This window comes from Achromobacter sp. Marseille-Q4962, assembly GCF_943737005.1.
GTDB lineage: Bacteria > Pseudomonadota > Gammaproteobacteria > Burkholderiales > Burkholderiaceae_B > Achromobacter.
On sequence record NZ_CALSFU010000030.1, the window covers coordinates 1 to 15,195 of the forward strand.

Consider the following 15,195-nt stretch of genomic DNA (forward strand, 5'->3'; position numbering starts at 1 on the left):
CCGCCCCGGGATGGCCCGCCCCGCGAGCGGCTGTCGGGCGTGATCAGCGCCCGCCGGCTGGACCTGGGCCACTGGCTGGGCCAGGGCATGCCCGAGGCGGTGCTGAGCCTGCGCGGCGACCTGAGCGCCGACATCGAGGATTTCAGCCGCCTGCGGGCCGCGGCGGTGGACCTGCGTTTCGAGGACGGCGCGCGCTGGAACCGCCAGCCGCTGTCGGGCGCGTTCAAGGCCGCGCTGGACCGGGTAGAGGCTCCCGCCCCGGCCGGCGCGGCCGACCCGCTCGCCGGGCTCTGGATACACGGGCTGGACGCGGACCTCAAGCTCGGCCCCAACCGCGTGCGCGCCCAGGGCGAGCTGGGTCAGTCGCCGGGCGCGCTCAGCCTGGACGCGCAGGCGCCCCGGCTGGACGCCTTCTGGCCCGGCCTGCCCGGCGGCGCGGAACTCAGGGGCAAGCTGGAGGGCACGGTGCAGTCGCACCGCGCCGAATTGCGCGCGGGCTACACGCCGGCCAAGGCGCGGGCCGGCGTGCTGGGCGAGGCGCCGGCCCAGGTCGAGCTGGCCGTGGCCGGCGGCTGGGGGCTCGGGCCGCAGGGCGGACCCGGGGCCGGGCTGGCGGGCTGGCGCGGCACGTTTTCGCGCCTGAAAGCCGACTCCGCCGGCTTCACCGTGGCGCTGGACCGGCCGCTGGCCGTGTCGTACGCGCCCGACGCTGCCGCGCCCCAGTGGCAATGGCAGGCCGGCCAGACGGCGCTCAGCCTCACCCTGCCGCGCAAGGAGCGCATCTCGCTCGCGCACCAGGGCTCGCGCGGCGGCGGCAAGCGCTGGGAGACGGCCGGCGGCGCAGACAACCTGGTCATCACGGCCGCCATGGCCCGCCAGATCATCGCCGCCGTCGATCCCCAGGCCGCGGCGCGCCTGGACAGAGGCCCCAAGCGCGTGAACGCGATGGTGGCCGAGAACCAGCGGCGCATCGCGCTGGACGTGCTCTGGGACCTCAAGTTCGACGGCCGGCTGGCCGGGCGCGTGCGCATCGCGCGCCGCGACGGCGACCTGCTCATTCCCGGCGATCCGCCCATTCCGCTGGGCGTGCGCACCCTGGCCCTGGAGGTGCAGGCCACGCCCGCATCGGCCAGTTCGAGCCGGCTGGACGCCCGCCTGAACCTGGCCACCCGGAAAATGGGCGCGATCAACGGCACGGCCAGCGCGGTGCTGGCCGTGAACGCCGGCGGCGGCATGGCGCTCGATCCGCGCCAGCCGCTGCGGGCCGACATCGACGCCGACATCGCCGACCTGGCCTGGCTGGGGCTGTTCGTGGGCGACACCATGGAAATCGGGGGCACTCTCAAGGCCGACCTGAAGGCGCAGGGCACGCTGGCCGGAAAATGGTCGGCCACCGGCTCCGTCCGCGGCGAGAAACTGCGCGTGGTGCGCATCGACGATGGCGTGCGGCTCATCGACGGCACGCTGTCGGCGCGCCTGGACGGCGACTCGCTGGTGCTCGACAGCCTGCGCTTTCCCGCCTCGCTGCGCGTCATGCCGGCGGAATGGCGCACCAAGACCTGGATTACCGAAGATCCGGACGCCAAGAACGGTTACGTGGAAGCCAAGGGCCGCTGGAACCTCTTGCAGGGCGGCGGCAACGTGCGCGTGGTGCTGCACCGTTTTCCGGCTCTGCAGCGCTCGGACCGCTACGCCATGGTGTCGGGCACCGTCGAACTGACCGCCGTCATGCCGCGCCTGGACATCGTCGGCGACCTGAAGGCGGACGCCGGCTGGTTCAGCCTGGAGATCCTGCAGGGCGTGCCCTCGCTGGACGACGACGTGAAGGTGCACCATCCCGGCGACGAGCCCGCGGACGCGTCGCCGCCGCTGCAAACCAGCATGAACCTCAAGTTCGACATGGGGCCGCGTTTCTACATTACCGGCATGGGGCTGGACGCGGGCCTGATCGGCGCGATCCAGATCCAGATGCGCGACGGTCGCCTGACCGGCGTGGGCGCGCTGCACACGCGCGGCGGCGGCATCGAGGCCTATGGCCAGAAGCTGCGCCTGCGGCGCGGCACCCTGACGTTCCAGGGCAGGCTCGACAATCCGCTGCTGGACATCGAGGCCCTGCGCACCGGGGAACAGGTGGAGGCGGGCGTGAAAGTGGTGGGCACGGCCCAGCGGCCTCGCATCGACCTGGTGTCGTACCCCGACGTGAGCGACGTCGAAAAGCTTTCCTGGCTGCTGCTGGGGCGGGGCCCCGACGAAAGCGGCAGCGACGCGGCCCTGCTGGTGTCGGTGGGCACGGCGCTGCTGGGGGGCGGGCAGCCTTTCTATAAACAGTTCGGCCTGGACGACGTGAGCGTGCGCACCGGCGCCATCGGCAGCTCGGGCAGCATCCTGCCGGACCGCACCGTGGCCGGCGACGTGAACCGCGACAGCGACAGCGAGCTCGCCACCCAGTTCCTGGTGGCGAGCAAGTCTTTCGCCAATGGCATCACCCTGAGCGTGGAGCAGGCCCTGGCCGGCAGCGACACGGTGGGCCGGGCCAGCTACCGGCTGGCGCGGGGGCTGTCGCTGGATCTCAAGGGCGGTTCGGTCAACGGCATCGCCCTGGTGTACCGGACGTTCTTCGGCCAGTGATCCCGGGCGCGGCGGCGCGCTCGGGATAAAATGACGCCCATTCCCTACCAGGCACCCCCACCATGAGCATCAAGAGCGACCGCTGGATACGCAGCCAGGCCGAGGCCGGCATGATCGAACCCTACGAACCGGGGCAGGTCCGCACGGCCAATGGCGGGCGCATCGTCAGCTACGGCACCAGCAGCTACGGCTACGACGTGCGCTGCGCCGACGAATTCAAGATCTTCACCAACATCAATTCCACCATCGTCGATCCCAAGCAGTTCGACGAGAAGTCCTTCGTGGACTTCAAGGGCGATGTCTGCATCATTCCGCCCAACTCGTTCGCGCTCGCGCGCACGGTGGAGTATTTCCGCATTCCGCGCAGCGTGCTCACCATCTGCCTGGGCAAGAGCACCTACGCCCGCTGCGGCATCATCGTCAACGTGACGCCGCTGGAGCCTGAATGGGAAGGCCACGTCACGCTGGAATTCTCCAACACCACGCCGCTGCCGGCCAAGATCTACGCCGGCGAAGGCTGCGCGCAGATGCTGTTCCTGGAAAGCGACGAGGTCTGCGAAACCTCGTATGCCGATCGCGGCGGCAAGTACCAGGGCCAGCGCGGCGTCACGCTGCCCAGGACGTAGGCCCGCCCGCGAAGCGCGTGCGGCGCTTTCCCCGCTCGCGGGCGCGCTCAGGGGCGCGCCGGCTGTGCCGAACGCGGAGTCAGCGCGTTCCGGGCGGAGCGGGGCGGCAGTATTCGATATCCCATTCGCCTTCGCCGGTCTGGACGAAGCCGTGGCGCCGGTAGAAGCGGTTGGACGCGCTTTCCTTGAGCGCAGCCAGGCGCACCGGAAGGCGCCGGGCGTCGGCCTAGCGCAGCAGCTCGGCCAGCACGGCGCTGCCCAGCCCCTGTCCCTGGGCGGAGGGGCGCAGGTAGAAGTGGTCGAGCCGCAGGCCGTCGCCGTCGGGGCGCAGCGCATAGAAGCCCACGCGTTCGCCGCCGCTGACGATGTAGCGCGTGTGTTCGGGCCGGAAGGTGCTGCGCAGGCGGTCGCGCGCGCGCTGCGGGTCGAAGCGGCCCAGGTGTTCGAGGCTGGGCCGCATGGCTTCGATGCGCAGCGCCAGCAGCGCCTCGAAATCCGATTCCGACACCGGCTCGCAGGCGGGCGCGGCGGGCGCGAGCGCGTCATAGCCGCGTCCCAGGAATTGCAGGATGCAGATGCCGTGGCCGAAAGGGTCGCTCAGGTGCGCAATGCGTCCCCAGGCGTGCGAGACGGCCGGATCTTCCAGGATGGCGCCCGCCGCCACGGCGCGCGCCACCGCGGCGTCCGCGTCGTCCACCACCACGTCCAGGTGCACGGGGGTCCAGTGGCGGCGGTAGTCGCGCGTCTGGCCGGTGGCGCTCGCGGCCCGCGTGCCGGCTTTTTTCTCGAGCAGATACAGCGGCACCGCGGCGCCGTCCAGCTCGACGGCCGCCGGCCCCAGGCGGCGCGCGACGCGCAATCCGAAGGCGTCGCGGTAGAACGCGATGGCGCGGGCGAGATCGGGAACGTCGATGTTGACCAGGAGATTCATCTGCGCGCAAACAAGGGGTGGACGGGTGCCGGCCATGGTACCGGCTGCGCGGCCCGCGGGGAAGGCGGGCCGCCCTACGAGAGCGGCAGCGCCATCAGTTTCTCGTCGTAGTAGATGCCGTTGACGCACAGCCCTTCGCGCTCTTGGCCGTATTCGCGAAAGCCCAGGCTGGCGTAGAGCGCCAGCGCGGCCTGGTTGTGCGCCGTGACGCTGAGCTGCAATTGCCGTATGCCGCGCATGCCGCGCGCATGCGCGATGACGGCGAGCATGAGCGCCCGGCCCAGGCCCGCGCCGCGCCATCGGGGCGCCACGTACACGCTCCAGGCATGGGCCTTGTGGCGCATCTTGAGGCGCCGCTGGCGCGACACGCCGGCGATGCCGGCGAGCCCGTCCTCCAGGAAGGCGCCGAAGAGCGCGCCATCGTCGGGCGGCGCGATCCATGCGCGGATGTCTTCCAGTGTCAGCGTATGTTCCTCTTCGTAACTCGATCCGAAGGATTCGGGCGCCTCTGCGAGGGCGTCCAGGCGCAGACGGCGCAATGCCGCGGCATCCGCGGGCACGAGGCGGCGCACCTGGGCCGCGGGCCCGGATCCGGAGTGTTGGGAATCTGGCACGGAGTGTTGGGAATAGGAAACGGAATGGGCGATTCGGGACAGTATAGGCATACCCGCCATATAAAATGGTTCATCGCCGTTTGCGGTTTTCGCAAAGGAGACGCTGATGTTCGGTTTCCTCAAGATAAACCAGGAGGCAACGCGTGACGAAGTGCAGGCCGAGTTCGTCGAGCGCGTGACGGATGCCGCCGAGGACTTCGTGCGGGCCGCCGGTTCCACCGGCGCCGCGCTGGACTATTCCCTGGCCAGCGTGAGCGCCCTGGACGAAGCCCTGGAGGCCGCCCATCTCGGGACGCTCGCCCTCACTCCCATGCAGACCGTCGGGGCCGCCGCCTATTTGTACGAGGTGGCGCGCCGCGCCTATGGCGGCCTGTACGAGGTCTGCGACGACGAAGACCCCGTCGTGCTGGTGTGCGGAGAACCCGAAGCCGAAGTCTGCTTCTGCGCCATCGCCAAGGTCGAGCGCCGCATCCGCTATGGCGCCTCCGAAGCCATTCCTCCCTATTTCGAGCTGTTCCGCGCCGCCATGGAAGAGGGCCAGGCGCAGACCATCCGCTGAGCCGGACGGCGCGGCCGGGCTGTTCCCGCTCCAAAACCGCCCTACAATGCCGCCATTGCGCCGGGCCGGCCGGCGGATGCCGGCGCGGCCTGTCATCACGCGGCTTTCCACACGCAGTACACTCGCGTCCGCACCTCGCGTCCCACCCATCCGTTACGCGTCCCTTTCGCCTTACCCCCAGGAGCGCCCGCATGAAATTCCGCTTCCCCATTTTCATCATCGACGAGGACTACCGGTCCGAGAACGCGTCCGGCCTGGGCATCCGCGCCCTGGCCTCGGCGATCGAGGCCGAGGGGGTCGAGGTGATCGGGGTGACCAGCTACGGCGACCTGAGCTCCTTCGCCCAGCAGCAGAGCCGCGCCAGCGCCTTCATCCTGTCGATCGACGATGAAGAGTTCGACGTCGATTCGCCCGAGGATGTGGCCAGCGCCATCAAGAACCTGCGCGCCTTCATCGGCGAGCTGCGGTTCCGCAACGCCGACATTCCCATCTATCTGTACGGCGAGACGCGCACGTCCGAGCACATCCCGAACGACATCCTGCGCGAGCTGCACGGGTTCATCCACATGTTCGAGGACACGCCGGAGTTCGTGGCCCGCCACATCATCCGCGAAGCGCGCAGCTACGTGGACAGCCTGCCGCCGCCGTTCTTCCGCGAACTGGTCAAGTATGCCCAGGACGGCTCCTATTCGTGGCACTGCCCGGGCCATTCGGGCGGGGTGGCCTTTCTGAAGAGTCCGGTGGGCCAGATGTTCCACCAGTTCTTCGGCGAGAACATGCTGCGCGCCGACGTGTGCAACGCGGTGGACGAACTGGGCCAGTTGCTGGACCACACCGGGCCGGTGGCCGAATCCGAGCTGAACGCCGCGCGCATCTTCCATGCCGATCACTGCTTCTTCGTGACCAACGGCACGTCCACGTCCAACAAGGTGGTGTGGCACGCCAACGTGGCCGCGGGCGACGTGGTGGTGGTGGACCGCAATTGCCACAAGTCCATCCTGCACGCCATCACCATGACGGGCGCGATCCCGGTGTTCCTGCGCCCCACGCGCAACCACCTGGGCATCATCGGCCCGATCCCGCTCGAAGAGTTCCACCCCGACAGCATCCGCAAGAAGATCGAGGCCAACCCGTTCGCGCGTGAGGCGGTCAACAAAAAGCCGCGCATCCTCACGCTGACGCAGAGCACCTACGACGGCGTGATCTACAACGTGGAGATGATCAAGCAGCAGCTGGGCAGCTACGTGGACACGCTGCATTTCGACGAGGCGTGGCTGCCCCACGCGTCGTTCCACGAGTTCTACCGCGACATGCACGCCATCGGGCAGGACCGTCCGCGCAGCAAGGACGCGATGGTCTTCGCCACGCACTCCACCCACAAGCTGCTGGCCGGCATTTCGCAGGCCTCGCAGATCATCGTGCAGGAATCCGAGACCCGCAAGCTGGACCGCAACGTGTTCAACGAGGCCTATCTCATGCACACGTCCACCTCGCCGCAGTACGCCATCATCGCCTCCTGCGACGTGGCCGCGGCCATGATGGAGCCGCCGGGCGGCACCGCGCTGGTGGAAGAAAGCATCCGCGAGGCCATGGACTTCCGCCGCGCCATGCGCAAGGTGGAGTCCGAGTTCGGCAAGAACGACTGGTGGTTCAAGGTGTGGGGCCCCAACCGCCTGGTGTCCGAAGGCATCGGCAACCGCGACGAGTGGATCCTGGAGTCCAACGACCACTGGCACGGCTTCGGCGACCTGGCCGAAGGCTTCAACATGCTGGACCCCATCAAGGCCACCGTCATCACCCCGGGCCTGGACATGTCGGGCAGCTTCGGCGAGACGGGCATCCCCGCCGCGCTGGTGTCCAAATACCTCACCGAGCATGGCGTGGTGGTGGAAAAGACCGGCCTGTATTCGTTCTTCATCCTGTTCACCATCGGCATCACCAAGGGCCGCTGGAACACGCTGCTGACCGCGCTGCAGCAGTTCAAGGACGACTACGACCGCAACCAGCCGATGTGGCGCATCCTGCCGGAATTCTGCCGCGACCATCGCCGCTACGAGCGCATGGGGCTGCGCGACCTCTGCCAGGAAATCCACCAGGCCTACCGCGAGCGCGACGTGGCCCGCCTCACCACCGAGATGTACCTGAGCGACATGGTGCCGGCGCTCAAGCCGTCCGACGCCTTTGCACGCATGGCGCACCGCGAGGTGGAGCGCGTGGAGATCGACCAGCTCGAAGGCCGCGTCACGGGCGTGCTGCTCACGCCCTATCCGCCGGGCATTCCGCTGCTCATCCCGGGCGAGCGCTTCAACCGCACCATCGTGCAGTACCTGCAGTTCGCGCGCGAGTTCAACGAGCGCTTTCCGGGCTTCGAGACTTACATCCACGGCCTGGCCGAGGAAGTGGGGGCCGACGGGGCCAAGCGCTACTACGTCGATTGCCTGAAAGAAGAATAGGGCCCGGCGCGGTCCGGGAGTCCCGATGTTCGACGTAGCCGTACTCGGCGCCGGCGCCGCCGGCATGATGTGCGCGGCGGTCGCCGGCCAGCGCGGCCTGCGCGTGGCGCTGGTCGACCATGCGCAGCGCCTGGCCGAGAAGATCCGCATCTCCGGCGGCGGGCGCTGCAACTTCACCAACCTGGGCGCGGGCCCCGCCAATTTCCTGTCCGAGAACCCGAACTTCTGCCGCTCGGCGCTGGCGGGGTACACGCCGCAGGATTTCCTGGCGCTGCTGCGGCGCCACCGCATTTCCTGGCACGAAAAGCATCGGGGCCAGTTGTTCTGCGACGATTCCAGTGAATCCATCATCGAGATGCTGCGCGCCGAATGCGACGCGGGCGGCGTGCGCTGGCGCATGGGCTGTCCGGTGTCGGAAGTGGCGCGCGACGGGCAGGGCTTCGAGCTGCGCACCGCCCAGGGCGTGATCCGCGCGTCGCGGCTGGTCGTGGCCACGGGCGGCATGGCGATCCCGCAGTTGGGCGCCACCGACTTCGGCCTGAAGATCGCGCGCCAGTTCGGGCTGAAGGTTGTGGAGCCGCGTCCGGCGCTGGTGCCGCTCACCTTCGATCCGGCGCAGTGGCAGCCGCTGGCCGCGCTGGCTGGCGTGGCGCTGGAAGTGGGGCTGCGCACGGGGCAGGGCAAGGCGCGCGGCGAATTCCTCGAAGACCTGCTGTTCACGCACCGAGGGCTGTCGGGCCCGGCCATCCTGCAGATTTCCAGCTACTGGAAGCCGGGCGAGCCCATCGTGGTGGATCTGGCGCCGGGACGCGACCTGGCTGCCGAGCTGCTGGCCCTCAAGTCGGGCAACCGGCAGCAGCTGCACACCGTGCTGGCCGGCTTGTGGCCGCGCCGCCTGGCCGATGCCTGGCTGCACCTGGCCGAACGCGCCGGGCGGCCTGGCCTGGCCGCGCTGCGCATGGCCGATGCGCCCGACAAGACCCTGCGCGCCCTGGCGCAGGATATCCACCAGTGGAGCCTGGTGCCCAGCGGCACGGCCGGCTACAAGAAAGCCGAAGTCATGCGCGGCGGGGTGGACACGCGCGGGCTGGACCAGAAGACCATGCAGGCCAAGGCCTTGCCCGGCCTGTATTTCGTGGGCGAGGCGGTGGACGTGACGGGCTGGCTGGGCGGCTACAACTTCCAGTGGGCCTGGGCCTCCGGCGTGGCCTGCGGCCGCGCGCTATAGCCTGACGCGGGGCGCGGCCGCAGGCCACGCCAGCCGTGTGTTTGTGGATTGAAATAAAAATAACTATCATTTCCGTTTTTAATAAACTCGCCGGCCGCCTGGCGGCCAAGGAGATGCCGCATGCCCCAGCCGACACGGCGCCAACCGGATCCCGCCGCCGCCTCTTACAATGTCCTGGCCTTTCCGGCAGCGGCCCGCCGCCCTGACAGGGCGGGCGCCAGCCTATCCTGATCGCATCGGCAGTCGAAAGGAAAGCGGCACATGAACACATTCAGCCGTCATCGCCTGCGGCCCGCGGCCACCAGCGTGAGCGTCTGGACGCTGGCCGTCATGGTGGCCTGCCTGGCCCTGCACCAGTTGTGGGCGTACCTGGACGCGCGGGCCGGCCACGTGGCCGACGCCCTGCTGGGCGGCCTGGTAGCCGCGGGCGCCACCGCCGCCGGCACGGTGCCCATTCTTTTCGCCCGCACCATTCCCCAGAAAGCCCAGGACGCCATGTTCGGCTTCGGCGCCGGCGTCATGCTGGCCGCCAGCGCTTTTTCGCTGGTGGCGCCGGGCATCGACGCCGCCGAAACGCTGGGCTACGGCCGCTGGGGCGCCGGCATCCAGGTGGGCGCCGCCATCCTGCTGGGAGCCGCGGCGCTGCTTCTCATGGACCGCACGCTGCCGCACGAGCACTTCATCAAGGGCCGCGAAGGCTTGGAGGCGCACCGGCTGCGCCGCACCTGGCTCTTCGTTTTCGCCATCACGCTGCACAACCTGCCCGAAGGGCTGGCCATCGGCGTGGGCTACGCCGGCAACGATGCGCTGCGCGGCACCGCCCTGGCCACCGGCATCGCCATCCAGGACATTCCCGAAGGCCTGGTGGTGGCGGTGGCGCTGCTGGCCGCCGGCTACAACCGCGCATTCGCCGTGGCGCTGGGCATCCTGTCGGGCCTGGTGGAGCCGGTGGGCGCCGTGCTGGGGGCGGCCATCGTGGGCTGGTCCGAGATCCTGCTGCCATGGGGCCTGGGCTTCGCGGCCGGCGCCATGCTCTTCGTCATCAGCCACGAGATCATTCCCGAATCGCACCGCAAGGGACACGAGGTCTACGCCACCGGCGGGTTGATGCTGGGCTTCGTGCTCATGATGCTGCTGGACACGGCGCTGGGCTAGGACGCCCGTTCCGTCCCCGGACCGCAGCGCCGGCGGCTTCCCGGCGGCGGGGATTTCGATGTATGCTTGCGCGGCTGTCACGCATGTTGCGGGAGAGAGCGGCCAGGCACTGCCGGCCGCCGCCGAAGGCGCAATTCGCCCGGAATCGCTCAGGTAACCCATACCGCCCATGCTTGCCACGTCCCGTCCTGCGGCTGCCGGCTCGTTCCGTCTGGCGCGGCCCGGCGCGGACCCGGCAAAACAGCGCTCTGGAGAGACCTGGCGCCGCCCCTGAAGAGACTGGCGTGCCGCCCAGGCGCCGAAGGTGCAAACCCGCCACGCGGGGCAACTCTCAGGCAAAAGGACAGAGGGGCGGAAGATCCGGCCGTTGCAGAGGCGCTTTCCGCAGCTCCAACGGCGTTCCGTAACCCTGGCACCGCCGCCGCTCCGGAGTCCCGCGCATGTCCGCAACCCTCAAACGCACCCCCCTGGCCGAAGAACATGTCGCGCTGGGCGCCCGCATGGTCGATTTCGGAGGCTGGGACATGCCCCTGGCCTACGGCTCGCAGATCGAGGAGCACCACGCCGTGCGCCAGGACGCCGGCATGTTCGACGTCTCGCACATGCTCAACGCCGACGTCGCCGGCCCCGATGCCCGCGCTTTCCTGCAGCGCCTGGTGGCCAACGACGTGGCCAAGCTCACGGTGCCGGGCAAGGCCCTCTACAGCTGCATGCTGAATCCGCAGGGCGGCGTCATCGACGACCTCATCATCTATTTCTTCGCCGCCGACCAATGGCGCGTGGTGGTCAATGCCGGCACCGCCGACAAGGACATGGCCTGGATGCGGCGCGTGGCCAGCGCCGGCAAGTTCGACGTCACCATCACGCCGCGCCGCGATCTCGCCATGGTGGCGGTGCAGGGCCCCAATGCCCGCGCCAAGGTGTGGGCCGCGCGCCCGGCCTGGCAGGCCGCCACCGAGGGCCTGACGCCCTTCGTGGCCGCTCAGGTGGCCGACGACACGCTGGTGGCCCGCACCGGCTACACCGGCGAGGACGGCTTCGAGATCGTGCTGCCTGCCGCCCAGGCCGTGGCGCTCTGGCGCGACCTGGCGGCCCAGGGCGTGCGCCCCTGCGGCCTGGGCGCGCGCGACACGCTGCGCCTGGAGGCCGGCATGAATCTGTACGGCCAGGACATGGACGAACTTACCCAGCCCGATCAGGCCGGGCTGAGCTGGACCGTATCGCTCAAGGACGCCGCGCGCCGCTTCATCGGCCGCGACGCGCTCGAGCAGTGCTCCACGCCCGCCGCGTTCCTGGGCCTGAAGCTGCTGGAGCGCGGCGTCATGCGCGCCCACATGGCGGTGCGCACCCAATCGGGCATGGGCGAACTTACCAGCGGCACCATGTCGCCCACGCTGGGCGTTTCCATCGGCTTTGCCCGCCTGCCCGCCGACGTGAAGCCGGGCGACGCGGCCGAGGTGGAAATCCGCGGCAAATGGGTGCCGGCCGTGGTCTGCAAGCTGCCCTTCGTGCGTAACGGCAAAGCCGTCGAACACCCGTAAACTCGAAACCTGCGCGCCGCCCTGCCGCCGGCGGGCGCGCGCAGGCGCGCAATTCCGTCCCTATTCCCCTATTGCCCAGGAGCTTCCATGAGTCTGCCCACCGATCGCAAATACACCGAGTCCCATGAATGGGTCCAAGCCGAGGGCGATGTGTTCGTCGTCGGCATCACCGACAATGCCCAGGACCAGCTGGGCGACCTGGTTTTCGTCGGCGACGTGAAGGTCGGCGCCAAGCTGGCCGCCGGCGACACCGCCGGCGTGGTGGAATCGGTCAAGGCCGCTTCCGACATCTACGCCCCGGTCGCCGGCGAAATCGTCGCCTTCAACGACGAGCTCGAGAACTCGCCCAACCTCATCAACGAATCGCCCTATACGGCCTGGATCTTCAAGATCAAGCCCGACAACGCGGCCGACGCCGACAAGCTGCTGGACGCGGCCGGCTACGAAGCCGTCGCCAACGGCTGAGGCCCGCCGCGACGGGCCGGTCCGCGAGGGCCGCGCCCGTCCGATGCCTTGCCGTCCGTCCTTCCCGACGCACCGCCACCCCGAGATATTCCATGTCGCGCGCCCTAGACACCCACACCGACTTCATTCCCCGCCACATCGGCCCTTCGGAGGCCGACCAGGCCGCCATGCTCGCCGTTATCGGCAGCCCCAGCCTGGATGCCCTCATCGAGGAAGTCGTTCCGCCCAAGATCCGCAGCCAGGCCCCGCTGGCGCTGCCGCCCTCGCGCAGCGAAACCGACGTGCTGGACGAACTCAAGCGGATCGCGCAGCGCAACAAGGTCTACCGCAGCTACATCGGCCAGGGATACTACGGCACGCACACGCCCAACGTGGTGTTGCGCAACATACTCGAGAACCCCGCCTGGTACACGGCCTACACGCCCTACCAGCCGGAGATCTCGCAGGGCCGCCTGGAGGCCCTGCTGAACTACCAGACCATGGTCGCCGACCTGACCGGGCTGGACATTTCCAATGCCTCGCTGCTCGACGAAGGCACCGCCGCGGCCGAGGCCATGACGCTGGCGCGCCGCGGCGCCAAGTCCAGGAGCCCGGTGTTCTTCGTGTCGCGCCACGTGCATCCGCAGACTCTGGAAGTCGTGCGCACGCGCGCCGAGGGCCTGGGCATCGAGATCGCCGTGGGCGACGAGGCCGAGGGCCTGCCCGAGTGCTTCGGCGTGCTGCTGCAGTATCCCCACAGCACGGGCTCCATCGCCGACTACCGCAAGCTGGCCGAAGACGCCCACGCCCGGGGCGCCGTGGTGGCCTGCGCCACCGACCTGCTCGCGCTGGCCCTGCTGGCCGCGCCCGGCGAGTGGGGCGCCGACATCGCCGTCGGCTCGGCCCAGCGCTTCGGCGTGCCGTTCGGTTTCGGCGGCCCGCACGCGGGCTTCATGGCCTGCAAGGACGCCTACAAGCGCAACATGCCCGGCCGCCTCGTCGGCGTCTCGAAAGACGCTCAGGGCAACCCGGCGCTGCGCCTGGCGCTGCAGACCCGCGAGCAGCACATCCGGCGCGAGAAAGCCACCTCCAACATCTGCACCGCGCAGGTGCTGCTGGCCGTGATGGCCGGCATGTACGCCGTGTGGCACGGCCCCGAAGGCATCCGCCGCATCGCGACCCGCGTGCAGCGTTTCACCGCCATCCTGCGCGGCGAACTCGTCAAGCTGGGCGTGAAGGTGGCCAACGACACCTTCTTCGACACGCTGCTCCTGGAAACCGGCGCCGCCACGCCCGCCATCCTCGCCGCGGCGGACTGCGCGCGCATCAACCTGCGCCGCGTCGACGGGGCGCGGCTGGCCGTGTCGCTGGACGAAACCGTCACCGCCGCCGATCTGCAGGCGCTGGTGAACGTGTTCGCCGCCGGCCTGGAGCGCGACGGCGTCGAACTCGACGTGGACGCGCTGGACGCCCAGGCGGCCGGCGGCATTCCCGCGCCGGTCGCGCGCGAGAGCGCCATCCTCGTCCATCCGGTGTTCTCCAGCATCCAGTCCGAGACCGACATGCTGCGCTACCTGCGCAAGCTGGCCGACAAGGATCTGGCGCTGGACCGCAGCATGATCCCGCTGGGCTCGTGCACCATGAAGCTGAACGCCACGGCCGAGATGATTCCCATCACCTGGCCCGAATTCGCCAACCTGCACCCCTACGCGCCGGCTTCGCATGCCGAAGGCTACAAGGCGCTCGTGGACCGGCTGTCGGCCGCGCTGTGCGAGATCACCGGCTACGACAACATCAGCCTGCAGCCCAATTCGGGCGCGCAGGGCGAGTATGCCGGCCTGCTGGCCATCCGGGGCTATCACCAGGCCAACGGGCAATCGCAGCGCAACGTGTGCCTGATCCCGTCCTCCGCCCACGGCACCAACCCGGCCTCGGCCCAGCTCGCGGGCATGGATGTGGTGGTGGTGGCCTCCGACGCCAACGGCAACGTGGACCTGGCCGACCTGCGCGCCAAGATCGCGCAGGTGGGCGACCGCCTGGCGGCGCTGATGATCACCTATCCCTCGACCCACGGCGTCTTCGAGGAAGCCGTGACCGAGATCTGCGAGCTGGTGCACGAGGCCGGCGGCCAGGTGTATCTCGACGGCGCCAACATGAACGCCATGGTGGGCGTGGCCAAACCCGGCAAGTTCGGCTCCGACGTGTCGCATCTCAACCTGCACAAGACGTTCTGCATTCCGCACGGCGGCGGCGGGCCGGGCGTCGGCCCGGTGGCGGTGCGCGCCCATCTCGCGCCCTACCTGCCCGGCGTGCTCAACGAACAGGGCAGGCTGCCCGGCGAAGCCAAGGTGGGCCCGGTGTCGGCCGCACCCTTCGGGTCGGCCGGCATCCTGCCGATTCCGTACGTATACATCGCGCTCATGGGCGCGGACGGCCTGCGCCGCGCCACCGAGGTCGCGATCCTGAACGCGAATTACATCGCCGCCCGGCTGCGCGGCCACTATCCGGTGCTGTACGCGGGCCGCAATGGCCGCGTGGCGCACGAGTGCATCCTCGACGTGCGCCCGCTCAAGGAAACCTCGGGCATCAGCGCCGAAGACATCGCCAAGCGCCTGATGGACTACGGTTTCCATGCGCCCACCATGAGCTTCCCGGTGGCGGGTACGCTGATGGTCGAGCCCACCGAGTCGGAGGGCCGCGCCGAGCTGGACCGCTTCATCGACGCGATGATCGCCATCCGCGAGGAAATCGCCCAGGTGGAGCGCGGCGAGCGCGACCGGGACGACAACGTGCTCAAGAACGCGCCGCACACCGCGCAGATGCTGCTGGCCGAGGAATGGCTGCACGACTATCCGCGCCACCAGGCCGCCTACCCGGTGGCGTCGCTGCGCGATGCCAAGTACTGGCCGCCGGTGGCCCGCGTGGACAACGCCTACGGCGACCGCAACCTGGTGTGCGCCTGCCTTCCGGTGCAAGCCTACGCTTGATCCGCGGCCTGCAATGAAAAAGGCTCCTG

General features: G+C 69.4%; 12 protein-coding genes and 2 riboswitches. Of the genes, 9 read left to right on the top strand and 3 right to left on the bottom strand.

Annotated elements, in window-relative coordinates:
• On the top strand, positions 1-2,628 hold a 2,628-nt coding region (locus NGJ44_RS20120; protein ID WP_251865429.1), incomplete at its 5' end, for a translocation/assembly module TamB domain-containing protein.
• 62 nt (positions 2,629-2,690) lie between these two features.
• Positions 2,691-3,254 (top strand): dCTP deaminase, encoded by a 564-nt coding sequence (gene dcd / locus NGJ44_RS20125; RefSeq protein WP_053243965.1) that lies wholly within the window; start codon positions 2,691-2,693, stop codon positions 3,252-3,254.
• Between the two features lie 79 nt (positions 3,255-3,333).
• On the opposite strand, the gene NGJ44_RS23150 is transcribed toward dcd, so the two are convergent.
• From NGJ44_RS23150 to NGJ44_RS20135, 3 genes are all read right to left on the bottom strand, one after another.
• Positions 3,334-3,459 (bottom strand): hypothetical protein, encoded by a 126-nt coding sequence (locus NGJ44_RS23150; RefSeq protein WP_286012415.1) that lies wholly within the window; start codon positions 3,457-3,459, stop codon positions 3,334-3,336.
• A gap of 21 nt (positions 3,460-3,480) precedes the next feature.
• Positions 3,481-4,185 (bottom strand): GNAT family N-acetyltransferase, encoded by a 705-nt coding sequence (locus tag NGJ44_RS20130; protein WP_251865431.1) that lies wholly within the window; start codon positions 4,183-4,185, stop codon positions 3,481-3,483.
• 74 nt (positions 4,186-4,259) lie between these two features.
• A complete protein-coding gene (locus NGJ44_RS20135) occupies positions 4,260-4,745 on the bottom strand; it encodes a GNAT family N-acetyltransferase (RefSeq protein ID WP_255352163.1) in 486 nt (161 codons plus the stop codon).
• A 160-nt stretch (positions 4,746-4,905) separates the two neighbouring features.
• On the opposite strand from NGJ44_RS20135, the gene NGJ44_RS20140 reads away from it, so the two are divergent.
• The 7 genes from NGJ44_RS20140 to gcvP all read left to right on the top strand — a co-directional run bounded on the left by NGJ44_RS20140 (position 4,906) and on the right by gcvP (position 15,166).
• The gene (locus NGJ44_RS20140; RefSeq protein ID WP_053243963.1) at positions 4,906-5,358 is read left to right on the top strand and encodes a hypothetical protein; all 453 of its coding nucleotides are present in this window, start codon (positions 4,906-4,908) and stop codon (positions 5,356-5,358) included.
• A gap of 191 nt (positions 5,359-5,549) precedes the next feature.
• The gene (locus NGJ44_RS20145; protein ID WP_251865433.1) at positions 5,550-7,811 is read left to right on the top strand and encodes an arginine/lysine/ornithine decarboxylase; all 2,262 of its coding nucleotides are present in this window, start codon (positions 5,550-5,552) and stop codon (positions 7,809-7,811) included.
• A 25-nt stretch (positions 7,812-7,836) separates the two neighbouring features.
• Entirely contained in the window at positions 7,837-9,039 is a 1,203-nt protein-coding gene (locus tag NGJ44_RS20150) for a BaiN/RdsA family NAD(P)/FAD-dependent oxidoreductase (RefSeq protein WP_053243961.1), read from the top strand.
• A 261-nt stretch (positions 9,040-9,300) separates the two neighbouring features.
• A complete protein-coding gene (locus NGJ44_RS20155; protein WP_053243960.1) occupies positions 9,301-10,194 on the top strand; it encodes a ZIP family metal transporter in 894 nt (297 codons plus the stop codon).
• Between the two features lie 79 nt (positions 10,195-10,273).
• Positions 10,274-10,370, top strand: a riboswitch (glycine riboswitch).
• Between the two features lie 62 nt (positions 10,371-10,432).
• A riboswitch (glycine riboswitch) is annotated at positions 10,433-10,551 on the top strand.
• Positions 10,552-10,634: 83 nt separating this feature from the next.
• Complete coding sequence (gene gcvT, locus NGJ44_RS20160) at positions 10,635-11,735, top strand: glycine cleavage system aminomethyltransferase GcvT (RefSeq protein WP_053243959.1); 1,101 nt, start codon at positions 10,635-10,637, stop codon at positions 11,733-11,735.
• 87 nt (positions 11,736-11,822) lie between these two features.
• A complete protein-coding gene (gene gcvH, locus NGJ44_RS20165; protein ID WP_053243958.1) occupies positions 11,823-12,200 on the top strand; it encodes a glycine cleavage system protein GcvH in 378 nt (125 codons plus the stop codon).
• A gap of 92 nt (positions 12,201-12,292) precedes the next feature.
• A complete protein-coding gene (gene gcvP, locus NGJ44_RS20170; protein ID WP_251865435.1) occupies positions 12,293-15,166 on the top strand; it encodes an aminomethyl-transferring glycine dehydrogenase in 2,874 nt (957 codons plus the stop codon).
• Positions 15,167-15,195: the final 29 nt, after the last annotated feature.